Genomic DNA, 19253 nt, shown 5'->3' on the forward strand with positions numbered 1-19253 from the left:
TCCGGGTAGGGGAATAACCATGACGATCCATGCAAAACTGAAGACAGCATTCGCTGCCGCCCTGATGCTCGGTGCGGCCGCCGGCATCGCCAAGGCCGATGCGCTTGCCGATATCAAGTCCGCCGGCCAGATCAATGTCGGCATCTTCTCCGACTTCCCGCCCTTCTCCTCGGCCAGCGCCGACATGAGCATCAAGGGCTATGACGTCGATGTCGCCCAGCAGATCGCCGACGACCTCGGCGTCAAGCTCAACCTCGTCAGCGTCACCGGCCAGAACCGCATTCCCTATCTCAACGACAAGCGCGTTGACATCCTGATGAGCGTCGGCTTCTCCAAGGAACGCGCCGAGGTGATCGACTTCGCCGCCGCCTACGCACCTTACTACATCGCCGTCATCGGTCCGGCCGAGCTCAAGGTCGCCGGTAAGGAAGACCTTGCCGAGAAGACCATTGCCGTCAACCGCGGCACGCTCGAGGACACCTCGCTCACCGAGGCGGCTCCCGCCAACGCCGACATTCAGCGCTTCGACAACTACAATGCCGTGATCCAGGCCTTCATCTCCGGCCAGGCCCAGCTGATGGTCGTCGGCAACGACGTCGGCGCCCAGGTGCTGGCGCGCCAGGAGGCGCTGAAGCCGGAGCAGAAGTTCCAGCTTCTGACTTCGCCGTCGCATATCGGCCTCAACAAGAACGAAGACGGCCTGAAGAAGGCGGTCAACGACGTGGTCGCCAAGATGCTTGCCGATGGCAAGCTGAACGCGAGTTCCGAGTCCTGGCTGAAGACGCCGCTCAACCCCGACAACCTCAAGGACTAATTAGAGCCTGATGGCCGCGAGGAGCCCTGCTTCTCGCGGACCTGTTCGAAAGGTTGCGACGATGGGCTACGGCCTCAGCTTCGGTTGGCTCAAGGACGCCGCGGGCGCAATCGCCCATGGCGCGGCTATGACCGTGTTTCTGATCGCCTGCACGACGGTGCTCGGCATCCTGATCAGCATTCTCTTCGCGGCCGCCCGCCGCAGCCACTATGCCGTGCTGCGCAAGGCCGTGGCCGTCTATGTCGAAGTCGTCAGGAACACGCCGTTTCTGGTGCAGTTGTTCTTCATCTATTTCGGCCTGCCGAGCCTCGGTATCCGCCTCGACCCGATCGTCGCGGCGATCGTGGCGATGACGCTCAACATGGCCGCCTATACGACCGAGATCGTCGGGGCCGGGCTCGATGCGGTGCCGAAGGGGCAGAGCGAGGCGGCATTTGCGCTCGGGCTGAAACCGCGACAGGTCTTCATCAAGATCATCCTGCCGCAGGCGCTGAAGGTGATCTTCCCGGCGCTCACCAGCCAGGTCATCATCATGATGCTGGAATCGGCGGTCGTCTCGCAGATCGCGGTGCGGGAACTGGCGCACGAAGCGGATCTCCTGCAGGCGCGTACCTTCCGCTCGTTCGAGACCTATTTCGTCGTCACGCTGATTTACCTCGCCCTCTCGATGGCCGTCCGGCGGCTCTTCGTTGCCGGCGGCCGGCGTGTGCTGGGAGCCGGCGTGTCATGATCGAATTCACCTTCTGGGACATCCTGCGCAACCTGATATTCGCCACCCGCTGGACCGTGCTGCTGTCGGCCGTCGCCTTCGCCGGTGGTGCCGCGGTTGGGCTCGCGATCCTCGCGGCCCGCATTTCCGAACGCCCGTGGCTGCGCCGTTTCGGCTCCGGCTACATTGCGCTCTTCCAGGGCACGCCGCTCCTGATGCAGCTCTTCCTGATGTTCTTCGGTTTGCCGATGCTGGGCTTCCGGATCGAACCCTGGACGGCAGCCGCACTCGGGCTCACTTTCTATGCCAGCGCCTACCTCGCCGAGATCTGGCGTGGCGGCGTGGAAGCGCTGCCGCGCGGGCAATGGGATGCCGGAGCGAGCCTCGGGCTGCATCGCCTGCAGGAACTGCGCCTCGTCATCCTGCCGCAGGCGTTTGCCATCACCCGGCCGGCCGCGGTCGGCTTCCTCGTGCAGCTCATCAAGAGCACGGCGCTCACCTCGATCATTGGCTTCGAGGAGCTTCTCAGAGCCGCCAATGCGATCAATAATGCAACCTTCGAACCTTTCACGGTCTATGGGCTGGTTGCGGTGATCTTCTTCGTGCTGTGTTATCCGCTGACGCAATATGCGCGCATGCTCGAGCGGAGGGCGCCGGCGCACTAGGCCACGGATTTTGGGGCGGATCCTGATCGCGCCCCGGACTGAAAACATGTAAGGAATCAAATACAACAGGGAACGAGGCGGGCAACGCCGAAACAAAAAGGAGAACGAGAATGATCACCACTCCCATCAAGCGCCGCACGCTGCTTGGCGCCGGTCTTGCCGGCGCCTCCATGCTGGCGATGCCGTCGATCCTCAGGGCGCAGGACAAGTCGCTGAAGGTCGGCGTCTACGGCGGCTACTTCAAGGATTCGTTCGACAAGAACATCTTCCCGGAATTCACCAAGGCGACGGGCATTGCGGTCGAATCGATCGCCGAGCCGACCGGTGAAGCCTGGCTGGTCCAGCTCGAACAGGCCGCCCGCGCCGGCCAGGCGCCGGCCGACGTCTCGATGATGTCGCAGGTGGCAATGCTGAAAGGCCAATCGACCGATCTCTGGACGCCGATCGATACGGCGAAGATCAAGAACGCATCGGACCTGCTCGATCGCTTTGTCAACAAATACCCGGATGGCCGCATTGCCGGCATCGGCGCCGTCTCCTGGTACATCACGCTGGTGACCAACACCGACGTCTACAAGGAAGCGCCGACTTCCTGGTCCGCCTTCTGGGATCCGGCGAATGCCGACAAGCTCGGCCTTCTGGCGCTCGTTTCCAACTCGTTCCTGCTCGAAGTGACGGCCAAGACCTTCATGGGCGGCACCAACGCGCTCGACACGGAAGAAGGCTTGCTCAAGGCATTCGACAAGCTTGCCGAAGTGAAGCCGAACGTTCGCCTGTGGTATCGCGACGAGGCGCAGTTCGAACAGTCGCTGAAGTCGGGCGAAATCCCGATGGGCCAGTACTATCACGACGTGACCGGCCTTGCCGCCGCCGACGGCCATCCTGTTCGTTCGACCTTCCCGAAGGAAGGCGGCATTCAGGATTCCGGTTGCTGGGCGCTGTCGCGTGCCTCGCAGAAGTCGGAAGAGGCCCATATCTTCATCGACTATATGTGCCAGTCCTCGATCCAGGCGACGCTGTCGCGTAAGGTCGGGACGTCGCCGACCGTCAAGCGCGAAGTCACGGATCTCACCGATAAGGAATTCGCAGCGGTTTCGTCCGACATCGAGCCGATCGTTCCGCGCTACGATCTCTACCAGACGAAGTCGGATTGGCTGAATCAGAAGTGGACCGAGCTGATCGTCGGCTGATCCTGCCTGCTCCCCGGTCATCGGGGAGAACCACCGACCTAACGACGGGGAGAGGCCTTGCGGCCGCTCCCCGCCCGAAACCCTCCCATGAGGTGGAGGGGACCATCCTCGCGGAGAAACAATGTCCGGACTTGCCCTTCAAAACGTCGTCAAGGAATTCGGAACCTTCAGGGCCGTCAACAATGTCGACCTGACGGTGCCGCACGGCACCTTCGTCTGCATGCTCGGACCTTCCGGCTGCGGCAAGACCACACTCCTCAGGATGATCGCCGGTCTCGACCTGCCGACCGGTGGGGCGATCCGGCTCGACGGCGAGGACATTACCCGGGTTCCGACGCACAAGCGCAATCTCGGCATGGTGTTCCAGTCGCTGGCGCTATTCCCGCATCTGACCGTCGGCGAAAACATCGCCTATCCCTTGCGCATCCGCGGTGCGGCAAAGGAAGACCAGAAGAAGCGCGTCGACGAGCTTCTCTCGATGATCCATCTCTCTGGTTATGCCGACCGTCCCGTCGCCAAGCTTTCCGGCGGCCAGCGCCAGCGCGTGGCGATCGCGCGCGCACTGTCGATCTCGCCGAAACTGTTCCTGCTCGACGAGCCGCTGTCGGCGCTCGACGCCAAGCTGCGCGAGGCGATGCAGGTGGAACTTCGCCAGCTTCAGCAGAAGCTCGGCATCACCACCATCGTCGTCACCCACGACCAGCGCGAAGCGATGACCATGGCCGATACCGTCGTCGTCATGAGCGGTGGCGAAATCCGCCAGGCCGCGTCGCCGATCGAGATTTATCGCCGACCAGCCGACAGCTTCGTCGCCGACTTCATCGGCCAGACGAACCTGCTCGATGTTACGGGCGACAGCTCTGGCCGCGCCGTCGTTCTCGGCCAGGCGGTCCCCGGCCTTGAATTGCCGGCCGGTGCCGCCAAGGGCACCCTGTCGGTGCGCCCGGAAGACGTGCACCTGACTGCCCCTGGCGCCGGCGCGCTCACCGGCAAGGTCACCTTCGTGCGTGATCTCGGCGGCACGATCGAAACCTTCGTCGACATCGACGGACATCAGATCGTCGCCGTCTCCACGCCGCGCGCCCGGCCCGACGTTTCGGTCGGCCAGGAGGTCGGCATCGCGCTTACTCCCGATGTCTGCGTGGTGCTGAAGAAATGAGACGCGAACCGCCCCAGACCCTCGGCGACTACGCGCCGCTCCTCTTTCCTGCAGCGATGCTGACGATCTTCTTCGTCGTGCCCTTCGGCACGATGATCGCCGTCAGCTTCTTCCAGCGCCAGCAGGGCGGCTTCTACACGCCGGCCTTCGTCTTCGACAATTACGCCCGCTTCCTCTCCGTCTTCTTCGGCGGGGTGCTCGGCTTCTCGCTGATGCTCGCCATCATCGTGGCGATCTGTTGCGTCGTGCTCGCCTTGCCCTTCACTTACATGCTGACGCGCATGGCGCGGAAGGTGCAGGTCGTCTGGCTGGTGGCGCTTCTGTCGATCCTGTCGCTGTCGGAAGTCATCATCGGCTTTGCCTGGTCGACGCTGTTTTCGCGCACCGCCGGCATCACCAATATCCTGGTCGCGCTCGGCATCATGGCCGAGGCCAAGGCGTTAACGCCGAGTTTCGGTGCGGTGCTGACGGGCATGGTCTATCAGGCCTTCCCCTATACGGTTCTCGTGCTTTTCCCGGCACTCGTGCGCCTCGACCCGACGCTGACGGAAGCGGCGCGCACGCTCGGCGCCTCGCCGCTCAAAGCCTTCTTCACCGTGGTCGTGCCGGCTCTTCGCAACACCATCACAGCCACTTTGATCATGGTCTTTATCTTCGCGCTCGGCTCCTACCTGTTGCCGCAGCTGCTCGGCCGGCCGCAGCACTGGACGTTGTCGGTGCTGATCACCGACCAGGCGATCTACCAATCGAACATGCCGTTCGCCGCCGCCATGGCCGTTTTCCTCGTGCTCGTGACGCTCGGGCTCGTGGCACTCACCGTGATTGCCGGACGCAAGGGAGAAGCGGCATGACCTCGATCTTCCGCAAGGCCTACTTCTTCCTGATCGGCCTGTTCCTGTCGTTGCCGCTGATCGTCGTTGCCGGTGTCTCGGTCAATCAGAAGCAGACGCTCGCCTTTCCACCCCAGGGCTTTTCGCTCTCCTGGTACGGCGAGATCTTCCTCAATCCGGAATGGCGGAACGCCCTTTTTGCCTCGGTGACGCTGGCGGTGCTTTCGGCAGCGCTTGCGGTTGCGATCGCGCTCCCGCTCTCCTGGTTTCTGTGGCGGCGTATCGCGCCCTGGGCGAACATCTTCCAGCTTCTCGGCGTCGCCCCCTTCACGCTGCCGCCGGTCATTACCGCGCTCGGCATGCTCACCTTCTGGGCGACGGTCGGCTTCTACGGCCAGCCCTGGACGGCGGTGGTCAGCCACGCGATCTTCTTCGTGACGCTGCCGCTGGTGACCCTTTCGCTCGGCTTTACCTCGATCGACCGTTCGCTGGTCGAGGCAGCCTCGACCATGGGGGCCGACGAGCGCACGATCTTCCGCACTGTCGTGCTGCCGCTGATCCTGCCCTATATCGTCTCGGGCTACGCCTTCGCCTTCGTGCTGTCGCTGAACGAATACATCGTTGCCTACATGACCGTCGGTTTTACCGTGGAAACGCTGCCGATCAAGATCTTCAACGCGCTGCGCTACGGCTACACGCCGACCATGGCTTCGGTGACGGTACTCTTCGTCACGACGGCTGCGGTGATCTTCGGCCTCGTCGCCCGCTTCGGCGACCTGCCGAAGCTGCTCGGCGCCATGTCGTCGGATGGAAAATGATGAAGCTTGCCGCTCTCCAGATGCAGTCGGCGGCGGGTGACGTTGTCGCCAATCTCGACCGCATCGCGCGCGCCGCCAGGGATGCTGCGGCCGAAGGCGCGACGCTGCTGCTGACGCCGGAGCTCGGCGTCACCGGTTATGGCGCCGGTGAGGCGCTGACGGCGCTCGCCGAGCCCGCAGACGGTGCGATCGTTCAGCGTCTCAAGGCGATATCGGCGGAGACCGGCATTGCGATCATCGCCGGTTTTGCCGAGCGCGACGGCACCGACGTCTATAACAGCGCCGTCTATGTCGATGGCGCGGCGACACCGGTCGTCTACCGCAAGTCCCATCTCTACGGAGACTACGAGCGTGCGATCTTCCGGGCGCCGGAACCGTCGACCCGGCTCTTCGTGCACCGCGGCGTCACCTGCGGCATGCTGATCTGCTACGACGTCGAGTTTCCGGAGAACGTCCGGCGACTGGCGCTGGCCGGTGCCGAAGCGGTTCTGGTGCCGACGGCGCTGCCGGCCGGCTGGTCCGGAGATTTCATCGCCGAGCACATGATCCAGACGCGCGCCTTCGAAAACCAGGTGTTCGTCGCCTACATCAATCATCACGGCTCGGATCCGCTGTTTTCCTTCGCCGGCCTGTCGCGCATTGCGGCACCCGACGGGCAGTTGCTCGCCAAGGCGGGGGCAGGGCAGGAAACCATGCTGCTGGTCGAGATCGACCCGCGGGCCTATGCAATCTCCCGCCTTGAAAACACCTATCTCGGCGATCTCAATCGGCGTTGAGGGTGTGCGGGTTGCGCCCGATCTCGCTGGTGGCAACCATGAACTAGGTGCTTTTTCAGCGACGATGCGGGGGTGATCGTTCACCGTGAGGGAACGTTCCGTTCTTAATTGATCCACTGTCGGAAACGATCCGACATCCCATATGGTGCTCAACAGAAATGCCACGCATTGGAGGCAATCATGAGCTTGCAACTGACTGGGATCCATCACCTGACGGCGATCACCGCGAATGCGCCGGAGAACCTCAGCTTCTACACCGAGACGCTCGGGCTGCGGCTGGTCAAGAAGACCGTCAACCAGGACGATACAACCGCCTATCACCTTTTCTACGCTGACGGCCGTGCCACGCCCGGAACGGACCTGACCTTCTTCGACTGGCCGGTCGGGCCCGAAGGCCGCGGCACACACAGCATTTCGCGCACGGGTCTGCGGGTTGGTAGCGCGGAAAGCGTGCGCTGGTGGAAGCGTCGTTTCGACGAACTCAAGGTTACGGCCGGAGACGTCATCGAGATCGATGGCCGCATCTCGCTTGATTTCGAGGACGGCGAAGGCCAGCGCTTCCGGTTGATCGACGATGGCGGACTTCAGCCCTCGCATCCCTGGAAAAAGAGTCCGGTTCCGGCCGAACATCAGATCAAGGGCCTCGGGCCGATCACGATCAGCGTGCCCGACATCACCAACACAGAACTGGTTTTGACTCATGTGATGAACATGAGCGCGGCGCGGACCTATCCGTCGCCGGATGGTGAGGGTGAGGTCCATGTCTTCACGATGGGCGAAGGCGGTCCTGCGGCGGAACTGCATGTCGCGGTCCAGCCGGGTCTGCCGATTGCCCGGCAGGGCGCTGGTGCGGTGCATCACGTCGCCTTCCGGGCGCCCGACAATGCGGCGCTGACGGAATGGACCGAACGTCTCAATGGCTTCCGCCTGCCGTCGAGCGGCGAGGTCGAACGCTTCTATTTCCGCTCGCTCTATTTCCGCGAGCCGAATGGCGTTCTCTTCGAGATCGCGACCGATGGTCCCGGTTTCGCCGTCGACGAGCCGATGGAAACGCTCGGCGAGAGCCTGTCGCTGCCGCCGTTCCTGGAGCCGAAGCGCGCCCAGATCGAGGCACGGCTGAAGCCGCTGGTCTAACAGTCTGGTCCGAACGACAAGCCGGGGATTCGTCCCCGGCTTTTTTGTCTCTATCCCTCTGGTCCTGTTGGACATCGGCCGCGCACGGACACATCATGACGGTTGTCGCGTTCTGCATCAGAGCGGGTGAGGAAAACATGTGCGGCTTTCCGCCCGTATCCCGCCCTCACTTTATCGAGGCGCGCCCGCAAGGACCTGTAGAGTAGGAAGGATCAGATCTCATGACGAAAATCCTCGGCATATCCGGGAGCCTGCGCAAAGCGTCGTTCAACACGGGCCTGATGCGGGCGGCCGCGGAAAATCTGCCGGATGACGTCAAATTCGACACCGCGACACTGCACGGTATTCCGCTCTATGATGGCGATATCGAAAAAGAGAGCGGTATTCCGCCGGCTGTGACGGTTCTGAAGCAGCAGGTGATGGCCGCCGATGGCGTCATCCTGTTCACGCCTGAATACAACAACTCCATTCCGGGCGTGTTCAAGAACGCGATCGACTGGTTGAGCCGGCCATCGGCCGATATCGCCAAGGTGTTTCGCAACCGACCTTTCGCGCTCGCCGGCGCCTCGCCCGGCAATTTCGGCACCATTCTCAGTCAGAACGCGTGGCTGCCCGTCATGCGCACGCTCGGTGCCGAGCTCTGGTCGGGCAAGCGGCTGATGTTGCCCAAAGCGGACACGCTTTTCGACGACGAGGGGACGCTGACGGATGCGGCTGCCCGCGACCGACTGGCAGCCTTCGTCAAGGCGTTCGCGGATTTTGCCAGGGCGGAAAAAGAAGCGTAGGCGGCTGACATCGTCGTAACGCGACGCTCTCGTCATCCTCGGGTTCGACCGAGGATCCACGATGCGGCACCGGCTTGGCAATGGATGCTCGGGTGAAGGCCGACCAGAGGGGGTGCCGGACAGTCGGAGGCGGGGCGGGGGGACTTACAGCCCCTTCTCCTCCAGCCATTGCTGGATTGCAGCAATATCAGGTGCGCCGATCTCGTGCCCCATGTCGAGTTCTGTCGTCGTCAGATCCGCGCCGGTGCGTGACAGCTCCGCCTTCAGGCGAGGCGCGAATTCTCCGTAGCTGTCGTGCTGGCCCGTCAGCAGCAGGATGTTCGTGCCCGAGAGATCAGGAGGCGGCACATCGTCGAGCACGAGCATCGAGCGCATCAGCACGACGTTGCGGATCAGTCCCGGATGCAGGAGCATCAGCGCGACCAGCAGGTTGGCGCCGTTGGAGTAGCCGATGAAGACGGTCTTCTCGAGATCGATGCGGTAGCCGTCTTCGGCTCCCTCGACGAAGGCAGCGAAGGCATCGGCCTCCGCGCGCACGTCCTTCTGGTCGAAGGTCGTCGGTGAATAGCGGCGGAACCAGCGCGGCAAACCTTCTTCGTTCGCCCGGCCACGAATGCCGACGAGTGTCGCTTCGCGGTCGACCTGGTGCGCAAGATGGAGGAGCTGCGTCTCGTTGGCGCCGCTGCCGTGCAGCAGCATGAAGGTGCGGTCGTTCAGGTGCTCCGGATGGTAGAAACGGTGCACGAAGGGCAGATCCCTTTGCGTCAGGCGCGGTTCTCCCGGCAGTGCGAACTGCGGCATGGCGAGCAGCAATTCTTCCCTGGCGGCGCCGAAATGTGCGGGGACGAAGAGTTCGGTGCCGAGGGTTTCCTCGGGTTCGTCGACGGTGAAGCCGGGCACGTCGCTTGCCAGTTCGTAGAGCGAGCCGCCGGGCTCGCGCACGTAGAGCGAATAGAAGTATTTGCGGTCATGCGCGTTGATGGCGCCGGCGCCATCGCGTCGCAGGTCGACCCCCACTTGTTCCACGGCAGCCCGATCCGGCGCGCGGAAAGCAACGTGGTCGATCGTCCCGGTTCCAGGCGCAGACGTCCAGAAGCCAGTCGCGTCGCGCACGTCGATAACGTCGCCGGAGGCGGAGGTGAGGCGACGGATGGTATCGCTGGAGGCCGTTTCACTGTAACCGAAATGGGTCTTCAGGAAGCGAACGGATTCTGCCGGCTTCTCGGTAAGGATTGTGGCGCCGCGCAGGCGTCGGATCGCATCCTCTTCCGGGATATCGCGCGTGCTCCAGGGAGCCGTGGCCGAAACCGCCTCGGTGCCGACGAGCTTGACGATGACGCCGTCCGGATCCTTGAGGCCCAGCACCGGTTCGCCGAACTCCTGCGACGGCCCTGAGGTGGCGATGTTGAATTGCAGCGCCCGAGTCAGCCAGAAGCCGATGCTCTCCGGCCGGATAGCGAAGGCGATTTCGCTCGGCTGGCTGTGGCCCACCCGGCCGCGACCGCCGTCCTCCCACATCAGGAAGGTGACGAGCGATCCGGGCGAGCCCTCGGCGTCACCATAAAAGAGGTGCAGCTGGTTGGCGTCTTCGTATCCGCCCGTCCGCTTGACGAGGCGCAAACCCAGGAACCCCACATAGAAATCGACGTTTGCCTGGACCTTCCGGGCAATCAGGGTGATGTGGTGGATGCCGCTCGTCATTCTTGATTCCTCATTGGTCTCTGCTCACAAAACACGGAGCGCGGCGCCAGCACCAGAAGCGCTGCGGCGAACGCTGTGTTTACGTCCGGGGATCAGTCGCGATCCTTTTCGAGGAACGCCTTGAACGCTTCCCCGTACTTCGGATGCCAGCGAGACAGCGGCGGCCGGTTCTCGACGATGTCGCCGGCAGCCCAGAGAATGCGTCGCTCATCGGTGGCGCGGGCGACGTCGTTGTCGGGGCAGAGGATATAGAAATCGCCGCGGGCGAGACTTTCCATCATGAAGTCGACGGTCTGCTCGGCCGTCCAGGCGCCGGCGGGCTTCTCGGTGCGGCCATGGGCCGTCAGCGACGTATAGACGAAGCCGGGGATCAGGAGGTGGGCGTGAACCTGGCTGCCGGCGGTGTTGCGCAACTCGTGTTCCAGCGCTTCGGTGAAGACCTTCACACCCGCCTTCGAGACATTATAGGCCGGGTCGCCCGGCGGCGTGGTGATGCCCTGCTTCGAGCCGGTGTTGATGATGACCGCCGCCTTGCCATGGGCGACCATGCCCGGCGCGAAGGTGCGGGCACCATTGATGACACCCCAGAGATTGACGCCGATCGTCGCCTCCCAGGCTGCCAACGCACCGAGTATGTCGCTGCCGGGCTGGATACCGGCATTGTTCATGAGTACGTGCACCTCGCCGAACCGTCGACGCGTCTCGCGTTCGAGCGCTTCCAGATCTTCGAGGCGCGAGACATCAGTCGGGACCGCAACGACGTGCTGCGCACCCGCCGGCGCGACGGCAGCGACCTCGGCGGCCGCTTTGTCCAATCTCTCGCCTGCGAGGTCGGCGAGCACGACGCGCAGGCCGAGCGAGGCGAAATGGCGCGATGCTGCCAATCCAATGCCGGAGGCGGCGCCGGTGACGACGGCAACATTGTTGGGGGCGAAGGCGGGGTGCAGCATGGCGGAAGCTCCAGCGGTGGGATCGAATGCAAGAGATAGGGCGCCAAGGACGGCCTGTCCATTGGCGTCTCGGCAAGAGGCTCCTGAAAACCATGTGTTTTCAAGGCCGTCCCTTGTCCCGGGCAGCTCCGGCGCTACTTGCAGTTTTGCATTGAACGCGTGGCCGAAGGCATTTTCGCGGATGGAACGATGAACGGAACTGCAACTCGAAACGAAAAACGCACACCTTGCGAAAGCTGTCCATTGCGGAAGCTCGACCATTTTCGCGCCTTCACAAATGAAGAACTCGCCTTTGTGTCGCAATTCAAGACCGGTGAACTCGCAGTCGATGGCGGCGCAACCATCCTCGTTGAAGGCGCGCACAGCGCCCACCTCTTCACGGTGCTTTCCGGCTGGGGCTTTCGCTACAAGATGCTCGATGACGGACGCCGCCAGATCCTGAATTATGTGATGCCGGGTGATCTGATCGGCCTGCAGGGCAGCCTGATGGGGGAGATGCAGCATTCGATTGAAGCGCTGTCGCCGGTGACCCTTTGCGTTTTCGAGCGCGGCAAGCTGAACCGCCTGTTCGCCAACTATCCCGAACTCGCCTATGACCTCACCTGGATCGCGGCGCGCGAGGAGCGCATTCTGGATGAGAACCTCCTGAGCATCGGTCGCCGCTCGGCGCTGGAACGGGCCGCCTACCTGCTTGCCTTTCTCTACCAGCGTGCAAAGGCACTCGACCTTTTCAGCAGCAGTCGCGTCGCCATTCCGGTCACGCAGCAGCATGTGGCCGATACGCTGGGTCTTTCGATCGTCCATACCAACAAGACGTTGAAGAAGCTTGCCGAGCGCGACCTGATCCGCTGGGCGGACAAGGGCTGCAATGTCCGCGATATCGATGGATTGCTTGCGATTTCGGGCTGGGAAGGGTTGAATGAACCCAAGCGGCCCTTCATCTGAAATGCCGTTGAAGGGCGCCGTATCCTTTCCTTTCCGATGCGGCGAACGTCGCCGCATCGATGCCGGACCCCGATAGGATCAGGCTGCGACGATCGCTCGCAGCATCCAAAGCGCCTTTTCGTGGAAGTTGAGGCGATCGGTCAGCATGTCCGTGGTGACAAGGTCGTCGTTCTCGTCCGCCTTGGTGCCGGCATCGCGCATGCGGCGCACGGCCGCCTCGTGATCGGCAATCAGGTCGGCCACCATGTCGGCCGCGCTCGCGTGGTTGACGGAGCCGCCGCTCGGGGCAAATGCCGCCGCCTCGGTGAGTTTGGCTGGGGCGAGGTGACCCAGTGCACGTATCCGCTCGGCAATCACGTCAGTCGCCTGAAAGAGCGTGTTGTAGTGCTCTTCCGTCAATTCGTGCAGCGGCTTGAACAATGGGCCGACCACATTCCAATGGTAGATGTGGCTCTTGATCACCAGCTTGTAGGTATCGGCAAGGATGTCGGACAGTGCCGCTGCCATCTGCTGACGGTAGGCCCTGGTCAGGCCGATGTCGAATTCTTCGTCCTTGACCTTCGGTTTAAGCACGGAGGCTGTCTGCTTCATTCTCCTGCTCCCGTTCTATCTTGAGAAAGCCGCGAAACAGCGATCGCTTGCGATCGTGATCCGCGTACCGGTGTTGAACGTCAGTACCGGTCGGTTGTTCCGCGCTTGGCCCCAATCGACGCTACATGTCTTATTTAAATGCCGGGCCGCCTCGAGGCGCCTATAGCTTGCTCTTATCGGCGCAAATGCCCTGTCGGTGCGCGCAAAAGGTGGAGTAAGCTGGATGGACGAAGTTCCGCCGCAGGTCCGGACCGTTCTTGTTCTCGAAGACAATTTCCTCATTGCATCGGATGCCGAAGAAATCCTGACGTCGCTCGGTATTGCCGAGGTGACGATCGCGGCGAATGCGGACCAGGCGATGGAGATCCTGTCTCGACAGAGCTTTGACTTTGCAATCCTCGACGTCCATCTCGATAACCATACGAGCTTCGGCGTTGCCGATGCGATGCTTGCACGCGGCATGCCGTTTGGGTTCACCAGCGGCTACAGCGACATGGAGCTTTTCCCAGGGCATCTGCGGGACGTCCCGCGGATAGACAAGCCGTTCAACGAGAGGACGCTCGGCCAGCTGATCGCGGCCGGAATTCGGCAAGAGTGATGGGTTCCCGGCGGGGTCCTTACGGCTTGCCGCGCGAAACGAACCAGGGGTTGGCGAAGTCGCTGTCGTTCTTCTGGTTGCGCTTGCCGTAGGTGAGCGGCGCACCGTCCATCGTCAGTGTTTCGCCGCCAGCCGCCCGGAGGATGGCATCGCCCGCGGCCGTGTCCCATTCCATCGTGCGGCTGAAGCGCGGATAGACGTCGGCGAGCCCCTCGGCGAGAAGGCAGAACTTGAGGGACGAGCCGACCGCTCTGTAGTCGGCTATGCCGTGCTCGGCGAGGTAGGCGATCGTCTCGGCGCTGTTGTGCGAACGGCTGGCTAGACCCACCATGCGATCGCCGCAACTGCGGCAGCCAATGATCGTTTCATGGTCGAGGCGAAAGGTCTCGTCGATGACCGCCTTCACTGCCTTGCCGTGGTTCGCCGCATAGAGGATGCCGAGCGCCGGTGCGTAAACGACGCCGGCCACGGGCGCGCCGTTTTCGATCAACGCGATATTGACGGTAAAGTCGTCATGCCGGCCGATGAATTCCTTCGTGCCGTCGAGCGGATCGACAAGGAAGAAGGATTTGCCGGCGATGTCAGGCACGAAGCCTGCGGCGACAGCCTCTTCGGCGACCACAGGCACCTCCGGGAAGGCGCGGGCGAGGTCCGCCAGGATGATGCGCTCGGCGCAGGCATCGGCGTCGGTGACCGGCGAAAAGTCCGGCTTGTAGGTGACCGCCGGGCCTGCGTTGTAGATGTCGAGAATGGCCCGACCCGCTGATATCGCCGATTGTTGCAGTATCTCCAGCATTCGCCCTTACTTTCCGTCCATCACCAAGCCCATAGCATATCGGGAACAGGATGGTACCCGTGCTTTTGGCGGTAGGCGCATTCGATTGGAGACGAACATCGATCCACTCCGCTGCGCAGCGAAGTGCACGATGAGCCAGCGAACGGTTTTTTGCACCTGCGCCAGGCTTGCGTCTTGGCTTCCGCCTCACGGCTGTGCAAATGTGCCGACGCAACTCACCTGGATGCCTTCATGCGTTATTCCGCCTTCTCGCTCGTCAGGAACGCCCTTTCCGGAAACCTGAATTGGAAGCCGCAATGGCGCCAGCCCCAGCCGAAACCGCATTACGACGTGATCATCGTCGGCGGCGGCGGGCACGGTCTTTCGACCGCCTACTACCTCGCCAAGGAATTCGGCGTGAAGAACGTCGCGGTGCTGGAGAAGGGTTATCTCGGCTCGGGCAATGTCGGGCGCAACACGACGATCGTGCGCTCCAACTACATGCTGCCCGGCAACGAACCCTTCTACGAGTTTTCAATGAAGCTTTGGGAAGGGCTGGAGCAGGACCTCAACTACAATGTGATGCTGTCGCAACGCGGCGTCATCATGCTCTATCACAGCGACGCCCAGCGCGACGCCTATGTCCGGCGCGGAAACGCGATGTGGATGGAAGGCGTGGCGGCCGAGCTCATCGAGCGTGAACAATTGAAGAAGATGATCCCCTTTCTCAATTACGACCACGCCCGTTATCCGATCCTCGGTGGGCTGTTGCAGCGGCGCGCCGGCACGGCGAGACACGATGCGGTCGCCTGGGGCTATGCCCGCGGTGCCGACCGACATGGCGTCGACATCATCGAACATTGCGAAGTGACCGGCATCCGCCGAGAAAACGGCGTCGTCACCGGCGTCGAAACGAGCAAAGGCTTCATCGGCTGCGGCAAGCTGGCGCTGGCTGCGGCCGGCAATTCCTCGCGCGTCGGCGAGATGGCGGACCTCAAGCTGCCGCTTGAAAGCCATGTGCTTCAGGCCTTCGTGACCGAGGGGCTGAAGCCCTGCATCGACCACGTGATCGTCTATGGCGGCGGCCACTTCTACATCTCGCAGTCGGACAAGGGCGGCCTCGTCTTCGGCGCCGAGATCGACGGCTATTCCTCCTATGCTCAGCGTGGCAATCTTGCGACCGCCGAGCACGTGATGGAGGAGGGGGTGACGATGATCCCCGGCCTGTCACGCGTTCGGGTGCTGCGCGCCTGGGGCGGGGTCATGGACATGAGCATGGACGGTTCGCCGATCATCGACCGCACCTCGATCGACAATCTCTACCTCAACTGCGGCTGGTGCTACGGCGGCTTCAAGGCGACGCCGGCCTCCGGTTATTGCTTCGCTCATCTGATCGCCAAGAACGACACCCATCCGGTGGCGCGCGCTCTCAGGCTCGATCGCTTCGCCCGCGGCTATGCCGTCGACGAGGCCGGCGCCGGCCCGCAGCCCAACCTTCACTGACAGCACTTTGCCGGCCCGCCCGGCGGTACGGAATGAACGGGGGCCGAGGTCGGCTTCAGGATACGGAAGACAATGGCAAGCCTGATTACCTGCCCGCATTGCGGGGTTCGACCGAAGGAAGAATTCGCGATCCGCGGCGATGCCTCGCGCGGCCGCCCCGAACCGATGGACTCTGACGAAGCCTGGCACGACTATGTCTATGTGCGCGCCAACCCGCGCGGCCGGACCTTCGAGCACTGGCATCACGTCGCCGGCTGTCGCCGCTTCCTGGTGGTCGAGCGTGATACGGCCACCCACGAGGTCTATTCCGTCGTCGATGCCGCCGAGTTCGCGCGGAGGGTTGAGCGATGAGCGGCTATCGGCTCTCCTCCGGCGGTCTGATCGATCGCAGCAAAACGCTGAGCTTCACCTTCGACGGCAGTCCATTGCGCGGCTTTGCGGGCGATACGCTGGCCTCGGCGCTGCTTGCCAACGACCAGTTGCTCGTCGGCCGCAGCTTCAAGTACCATCGGCCGCGCGGCATCGTCAGCACCGGGCCCTCTGAGCCGAACGCGCTCGTCACCATCGGCTCCGGTGCCCGCACCGATGCGAACACCAAGGCGACTGTCGCCGAACTCTACGGCGGGCTGACGGCGCGAAGCCAGAACCGTTGGCCGTCGCTCGGCTTCGATATCGGGGCAGTCAACGGCGTGCTGTCGCCCTTCCTCGGCGCCGGCTTCTACTACAAGACCTTCATGTGGCCGAAGCAGTTCTGGGAGCGGATCTACGAGCCCTTCATTCGCCGTGCTGCGGGCCTCGGCCGGGCGGTGCTCGAACGCGACCCCGAGACCTACGAGAAATCCTGGGCTTTCTGCGATCTGCTCGTCGTCGGTGCCGGTCCGTCCGGGCTGATGGCGGCACTGACGGCCGGCCGCGCCGGCCTCCGGGTCATCGTTGCAGACGAGGATTTCCGGCTCGGCGGTTCCCTGCTTTCGACCAGCGAGACCATCGACGGTGCCCCGGCATCCGTCTTCGCCGACCGCACGGTCGCGGAACTGCAATCGCTGCCCAACGTCACACTGCTTTCGCGCACAACTGTCTTCGGCTGGTACGACGACAACGTCTTCGGCGCCGTCGAGCGCGTGCAGAAGCACGTCGCCGAGCCGTCGTCGAAGCTTGTGAGCGAGCGCGTCTGGCGAATCGTTGCCAAGCGCGCGCTGCTCGCAACCGGTGCCGAGGAACGGCCGCTGGTCTTCGGCGGCAATGATCGCCCCGGCGTGATGATGGCCGGTGCCATGACCACCTATGCCGAACGCTACGGCGTGGGCGCAGGCAAGACGGTCGCGATCTTCACCAGCGGCAGCGCCGGCTATCGCACGGCGCGGGCGCTTTCTGCGAAAGGCGTCGCGATCGCAGCGATCATCGATGCCCGAGCGGAATCCGGCGATCAGGCGCCCGATGGTGTCCGGGTCATCCGTTCGGCCTCCATCGTCGATACCAAGGGCAGGCAACGCCTCAAGGGCATCGTCGTCGAGCGCTCCGGCTTCGAGGAACTGATCGCCTGTGATGCCCTCGGCATGTCCGGCGGCTGGAGCCCGGTCGTGCATCTTGCCTGCCAGCGGGGTGCAAGACCGGTCTGGTCGGAGGAGTTGAAGGCATTCGCTGCCCCCGATGTCGGTGGCGGTCTGCGCCCCGTCGGTGCTGCCAACGGTATCTATACGCTCGCCGGCTGTCTGTCTGATGGTGCGGACAAGGCCGCAGCGATTGCCGCGGATCTCGGTTTCAGCGCCACCTCGGCCGCGATGCCCGTCGTTGACGGTGAAGAAGCCTCTTCCTTCACTGCGCTCTGGTATGTCCCGGGTGCCAAGTCGAAGGCCTTCGTCGATTTCCAGAACGACGTGCATGCGAAGGATCTTGGCCTCGCGCTTCGCGAAGGCTTCGGCCATGTGGAGCATGCCAAGCGCTACACCACCAACGGCATGGCGACCGACCAGGGCAAGCTTTCCAACATCAACGCTGTCGGCATTCTCGCGGGCATGCGCGGTGTCAGCCCGGCGGAGGTCGGCACCACGACCTTCCGGCCTTTCTACACACCGGTCTCCCTTGGTGCGCTTGCCGGGACGGCACGCGACGAACACGCGGCGCCGGCACGGAAGTCACCGCTGCATGGCTGGGCGATGAAAAACGGTGCGACCTTCGTCGAGGCGGGGCTCTGGCATCGCTCGGCGTGGTTCCCGCGCGCCGGCGAGAAGACCTGGCGCGAAAGCGTCGATCGCGAAGTGCTGAACGTGCGAGCCAATGTCGGCCTCTGCGACGTCTCGACGCTCGGCAAGATCGAGGTTTTCGGCCCCGACGCCGCGGAGTTCCTCAACCGGCTCTACTGCAACCCGGTCTTGAAGCTGCCGGTCGGCAAGGCGCGCTATGGCCTGATGCTGCGCGAGGACGGGTTCGTCTTCGACGACGGCACGGTGAGCCGGTTCGACGAGGCGCATTTCTTCGTCACCACGACGACGGCGATGGCCGGCCCGGTCATGGCGCACATGGAATATTGCGCCCAGGCGCTCTGGCCGGAACTCGAAGTCCGTTTCACCTCGTCGACCGACCAATGGGCGCAGATGGCGATCGCCGGCCCGAAGGCACGCGCGGTGTTGCAGCAGATTGTCGACGGCGACATTTCCGACGGCGCATTTCCGTTCCTTTCCGCCCGGAAGATTGTTCTGAAAAGCGGCGTGGCCGCGCGGCTCTTCCGCATCTCCTTCTCCGGGGAACTCGCCTTCGAACTGGCCGTGCCGGCCGGCAACGGCGAAGCGGTGGCGGACCAGATCATGGAGGCCGGCCGGCCCCACGATATCTGCGCCTATGGCGTCGAGGCGCTCAATGTGCTGCGGCTCGAGAAGGGACTGCTGACGCATGCCGAATTCGACGGTCGCGTGACACCCGACGACGCCGGCCTTGGCCGCATGCTGTCGATGCAGAAAGTCGACTTCATCGGCAAGCGGCTGTCGACGCGCTACGGGCTGACGGCCGCCGATCGCATGCAGCTCGTCGGGCTGAAGCCCGTCGATGCCGACAAGGACATGCGCGCCGGCGCCCATCTCCTGAAGGAAGGTACGAAGCCCTCGACGCTGAACGATCAGGGTTGGGTAAGCTCGGCCGGCTTCTCGCCGGTCCTGGGGCATGCCATCGCACTTGCCTTCCTGAAGTCCGGGCGTGAGCGGTACGGCGAGAAGGTCATCGTTTTCGACAAGCTGCGCGATCAGGAGATCGTCGCCGAGGTCTGCGATCCGGTCTTCGTCGATCCGCAAAACGCAAAGCTGAAGGCCTGAGGAGG

General features: G+C 63.3%; 19 protein-coding genes. 15 read left to right on the forward strand and 4 right to left on the reverse strand.

The annotated features are described in order from the left end of the window. Positions 1-19 precede the first annotated feature (19 nt). From BLU35_RS29140 to BLU35_RS29185, 10 genes are all read left to right on the forward strand, one after another. Positions 20-814 (forward strand): transporter substrate-binding domain-containing protein, encoded by a 795-nt coding sequence (locus BLU35_RS29140; protein WP_057249002.1) that lies wholly within the window; start codon positions 20-22, stop codon positions 812-814. A gap of 61 nt (positions 815-875) precedes the next feature. Further along, positions 876-1544, forward strand: a complete 669-nt coding sequence (locus BLU35_RS29145; protein ID WP_093235642.1) for an amino acid ABC transporter permease — start codon at positions 876-878, stop codon at positions 1542-1544. Next, positions 1541-2188: an amino acid ABC transporter permease gene (locus BLU35_RS29150; protein ID WP_058326475.1), complete on the forward strand. Its 648-nt coding sequence runs from the start codon at positions 1541-1543 to the stop codon at positions 2186-2188. The genes BLU35_RS29145 and BLU35_RS29150 overlap by 4 nt, the downstream gene beginning before the upstream one ends. Before the next feature lie 110 nt (positions 2189-2298). Then, positions 2299-3378: an ABC transporter substrate-binding protein gene (locus BLU35_RS29155; protein WP_093235643.1), complete on the forward strand. Its 1080-nt coding sequence runs from the start codon at positions 2299-2301 to the stop codon at positions 3376-3378. Between the two features lie 121 nt (positions 3379-3499). Continuing rightward, positions 3500-4537: an ABC transporter ATP-binding protein gene (locus BLU35_RS29160; RefSeq protein WP_093235644.1), complete on the forward strand. Its 1038-nt coding sequence runs from the start codon at positions 3500-3502 to the stop codon at positions 4535-4537. Beyond that, entirely contained in the window at positions 4534-5388 is an 855-nt protein-coding gene (locus BLU35_RS29165; RefSeq protein ID WP_058320742.1) for an ABC transporter permease, read from the forward strand. The genes BLU35_RS29160 and BLU35_RS29165 overlap by 4 nt, the downstream gene beginning before the upstream one ends. Continuing rightward, positions 5385-6185: an ABC transporter permease gene (locus BLU35_RS29170; protein WP_057249008.1), complete on the forward strand. Its 801-nt coding sequence runs from the start codon at positions 5385-5387 to the stop codon at positions 6183-6185. Before BLU35_RS29165 ends, BLU35_RS29170 begins: the two co-directional genes overlap by 4 nt. Further along, positions 6182-6961, forward strand: coding sequence for a carbon-nitrogen hydrolase family protein (locus BLU35_RS29175; protein ID WP_058320743.1), 780 nt, complete (start codon positions 6182-6184; stop codon positions 6959-6961). The genes BLU35_RS29170 and BLU35_RS29175 overlap by 4 nt, the downstream gene beginning before the upstream one ends. 180 nt (positions 6962-7141) lie before the next feature. Beyond that, positions 7142-8095, forward strand: coding sequence for a ring-cleaving dioxygenase (locus BLU35_RS29180; protein WP_058320744.1), 954 nt, complete (start codon positions 7142-7144; stop codon positions 8093-8095). Between the two features lie 221 nt (positions 8096-8316). Beyond that, entirely contained in the window at positions 8317-8880 is a 564-nt protein-coding gene (locus BLU35_RS29185; RefSeq protein WP_057249011.1) for an NADPH-dependent FMN reductase, read from the forward strand. Between the two features lie 144 nt (positions 8881-9024). Here the strand turns inward: BLU35_RS29185 and BLU35_RS29190 are convergent, their stop codons facing one another. Together BLU35_RS29190 and BLU35_RS29195 are read right to left on the reverse strand one after the other, a co-directional pair. Beyond that, positions 9025-10581 (reverse strand): VOC family protein, encoded by a 1557-nt coding sequence (locus tag BLU35_RS29190; RefSeq protein WP_093235645.1) that lies wholly within the window; start codon positions 10579-10581, stop codon positions 9025-9027. Between the two features lie 92 nt (positions 10582-10673). Next, positions 10674-11531 carry an SDR family NAD(P)-dependent oxidoreductase gene (locus tag BLU35_RS29195; RefSeq protein ID WP_058320747.1) on the reverse strand — a complete coding sequence of 286 codons (858 nt, stop codon included), beginning with the start codon at positions 11529-11531 and terminating at the stop codon, positions 10674-10676. Between the two features lie 189 nt (positions 11532-11720). On the opposite strand from BLU35_RS29195, the gene BLU35_RS29200 reads away from it, so the two are divergent. Beyond that, positions 11721-12476, forward strand: a complete 756-nt coding sequence (locus BLU35_RS29200; protein ID WP_057249124.1) for a Crp/Fnr family transcriptional regulator — start codon at positions 11721-11723, stop codon at positions 12474-12476. 78 nt (positions 12477-12554) lie between these two features. Here BLU35_RS29200 and BLU35_RS29205 read toward each other — a convergent pair whose 3' ends face one another. Further along, positions 12555-13067 carry a Dps family protein gene (locus BLU35_RS29205; protein ID WP_058320748.1) on the reverse strand — a complete coding sequence of 171 codons (513 nt, stop codon included), beginning with the start codon at positions 13065-13067 and terminating at the stop codon, positions 12555-12557. A 223-nt stretch (positions 13068-13290) separates the two neighbouring features. Here BLU35_RS29205 and BLU35_RS29210 point away from each other — a divergent pair, with 223 nt between their 5' ends. Next, complete coding sequence (locus tag BLU35_RS29210; RefSeq protein WP_093235646.1) at positions 13291-13665, forward strand: response regulator; 375 nt, start codon at positions 13291-13293, stop codon at positions 13663-13665. A 19-nt stretch (positions 13666-13684) separates the two neighbouring features. Here BLU35_RS29210 and cysQ read toward each other — a convergent pair whose 3' ends face one another. Then, positions 13685-14461: a 3'(2'),5'-bisphosphate nucleotidase CysQ gene (cysQ, locus tag BLU35_RS29215; RefSeq protein ID WP_058320750.1), complete on the reverse strand. Its 777-nt coding sequence runs from the start codon at positions 14459-14461 to the stop codon at positions 13685-13687. Positions 14462-14692: 231 nt separating this feature from the next. On the opposite strand from cysQ, the gene BLU35_RS29220 reads away from it, so the two are divergent. The 3 genes from BLU35_RS29220 to BLU35_RS29230 all read left to right on the forward strand — a co-directional run bounded on the left by BLU35_RS29220 (position 14693) and on the right by BLU35_RS29230 (position 19248). After that, on the forward strand, positions 14693-15943 hold the full coding sequence (locus BLU35_RS29220; protein WP_093235647.1) for a sarcosine oxidase subunit beta family protein: 1251 nt from the start codon (positions 14693-14695) through the stop codon (positions 15941-15943). 72 nt (positions 15944-16015) lie between these two features. Continuing rightward, complete coding sequence (locus tag BLU35_RS29225; protein WP_065374403.1) at positions 16016-16294, forward strand: sarcosine oxidase subunit delta; 279 nt, start codon at positions 16016-16018, stop codon at positions 16292-16294. Beyond that, the gene (locus tag BLU35_RS29230; RefSeq protein ID WP_093235648.1) at positions 16291-19248 is read left to right on the forward strand and encodes a sarcosine oxidase subunit alpha family protein; all 2958 of its coding nucleotides are present in this window, start codon (positions 16291-16293) and stop codon (positions 19246-19248) included. The genes BLU35_RS29225 and BLU35_RS29230 overlap by 4 nt, the downstream gene beginning before the upstream one ends. The last annotated feature ends 5 nt before the right edge of the window (positions 19249-19253 follow it).

Origin of the sequence: Sinorhizobium sp. NFACC03, from assembly GCF_900103435.1 — a bacterium.
Taxonomy (GTDB): Bacteria; Pseudomonadota; Alphaproteobacteria; order Rhizobiales; family Rhizobiaceae; genus Ensifer.

Excerpts from the sequence above, each read along its gene's own strand:
- BLU35_RS29140 (WP_057249002.1), top strand. The coding sequence starts at position 20 with ATGACGATCCATGCAAAACTGAAGACAGCATTCGCTGCCGCCCTGATG.
- BLU35_RS29145 (WP_093235642.1), top strand. The coding sequence starts at position 876 with ATGGGCTACGGCCTCAGCTTCGGTTGGCTCAAGGACGCCGCGGGCGCA.
- BLU35_RS29150 (WP_058326475.1), top strand. The coding sequence starts at position 1,541 with ATGATCGAATTCACCTTCTGGGACATCCTGCGCAACCTGATATTCGCC.
- BLU35_RS29155 (WP_093235643.1), top strand. The coding sequence starts at position 2,299 with ATGATCACCACTCCCATCAAGCGCCGCACGCTGCTTGGCGCCGGTCTT.
- BLU35_RS29160 (WP_093235644.1), top strand. The coding sequence starts at position 3,500 with ATGTCCGGACTTGCCCTTCAAAACGTCGTCAAGGAATTCGGAACCTTC.
- BLU35_RS29165 (WP_058320742.1), top strand. The coding sequence starts at position 4,534 with ATGAGACGCGAACCGCCCCAGACCCTCGGCGACTACGCGCCGCTCCTC.
- BLU35_RS29170 (WP_057249008.1), top strand. The coding sequence starts at position 5,385 with ATGACCTCGATCTTCCGCAAGGCCTACTTCTTCCTGATCGGCCTGTTC.
- BLU35_RS29175 (WP_058320743.1), top strand. The coding sequence starts at position 6,182 with ATGATGAAGCTTGCCGCTCTCCAGATGCAGTCGGCGGCGGGTGACGTT.
- BLU35_RS29180 (WP_058320744.1), top strand. The coding sequence starts at position 7,142 with ATGAGCTTGCAACTGACTGGGATCCATCACCTGACGGCGATCACCGCG.
- BLU35_RS29185 (WP_057249011.1), top strand. The coding sequence starts at position 8,317 with ATGACGAAAATCCTCGGCATATCCGGGAGCCTGCGCAAAGCGTCGTTC.
- BLU35_RS29190 (WP_093235645.1), bottom strand. The coding sequence starts at position 10,581 with ATGACGAGCGGCATCCACCACATCACCCTGATTGCCCGGAAGGTCCAG.
- BLU35_RS29195 (WP_058320747.1), bottom strand. The coding sequence starts at position 11,531 with ATGCTGCACCCCGCCTTCGCCCCCAACAATGTTGCCGTCGTCACCGGC.
- BLU35_RS29200 (WP_057249124.1), top strand. The coding sequence starts at position 11,721 with ATGAACGGAACTGCAACTCGAAACGAAAAACGCACACCTTGCGAAAGC.
- BLU35_RS29205 (WP_058320748.1), bottom strand. The coding sequence starts at position 13,067 with ATGAAGCAGACAGCCTCCGTGCTTAAACCGAAGGTCAAGGACGAAGAA.
- BLU35_RS29210 (WP_093235646.1), top strand. The coding sequence starts at position 13,291 with ATGGACGAAGTTCCGCCGCAGGTCCGGACCGTTCTTGTTCTCGAAGAC.
- cysQ (WP_058320750.1), bottom strand. The coding sequence starts at position 14,461 with ATGCTGGAGATACTGCAACAATCGGCGATATCAGCGGGTCGGGCCATT.
- BLU35_RS29220 (WP_093235647.1), top strand. The coding sequence starts at position 14,693 with ATGCGTTATTCCGCCTTCTCGCTCGTCAGGAACGCCCTTTCCGGAAAC.
- BLU35_RS29225 (WP_065374403.1), top strand. The coding sequence starts at position 16,016 with ATGGCAAGCCTGATTACCTGCCCGCATTGCGGGGTTCGACCGAAGGAA.
- BLU35_RS29230 (WP_093235648.1), top strand. The coding sequence starts at position 16,291 with ATGAGCGGCTATCGGCTCTCCTCCGGCGGTCTGATCGATCGCAGCAAA.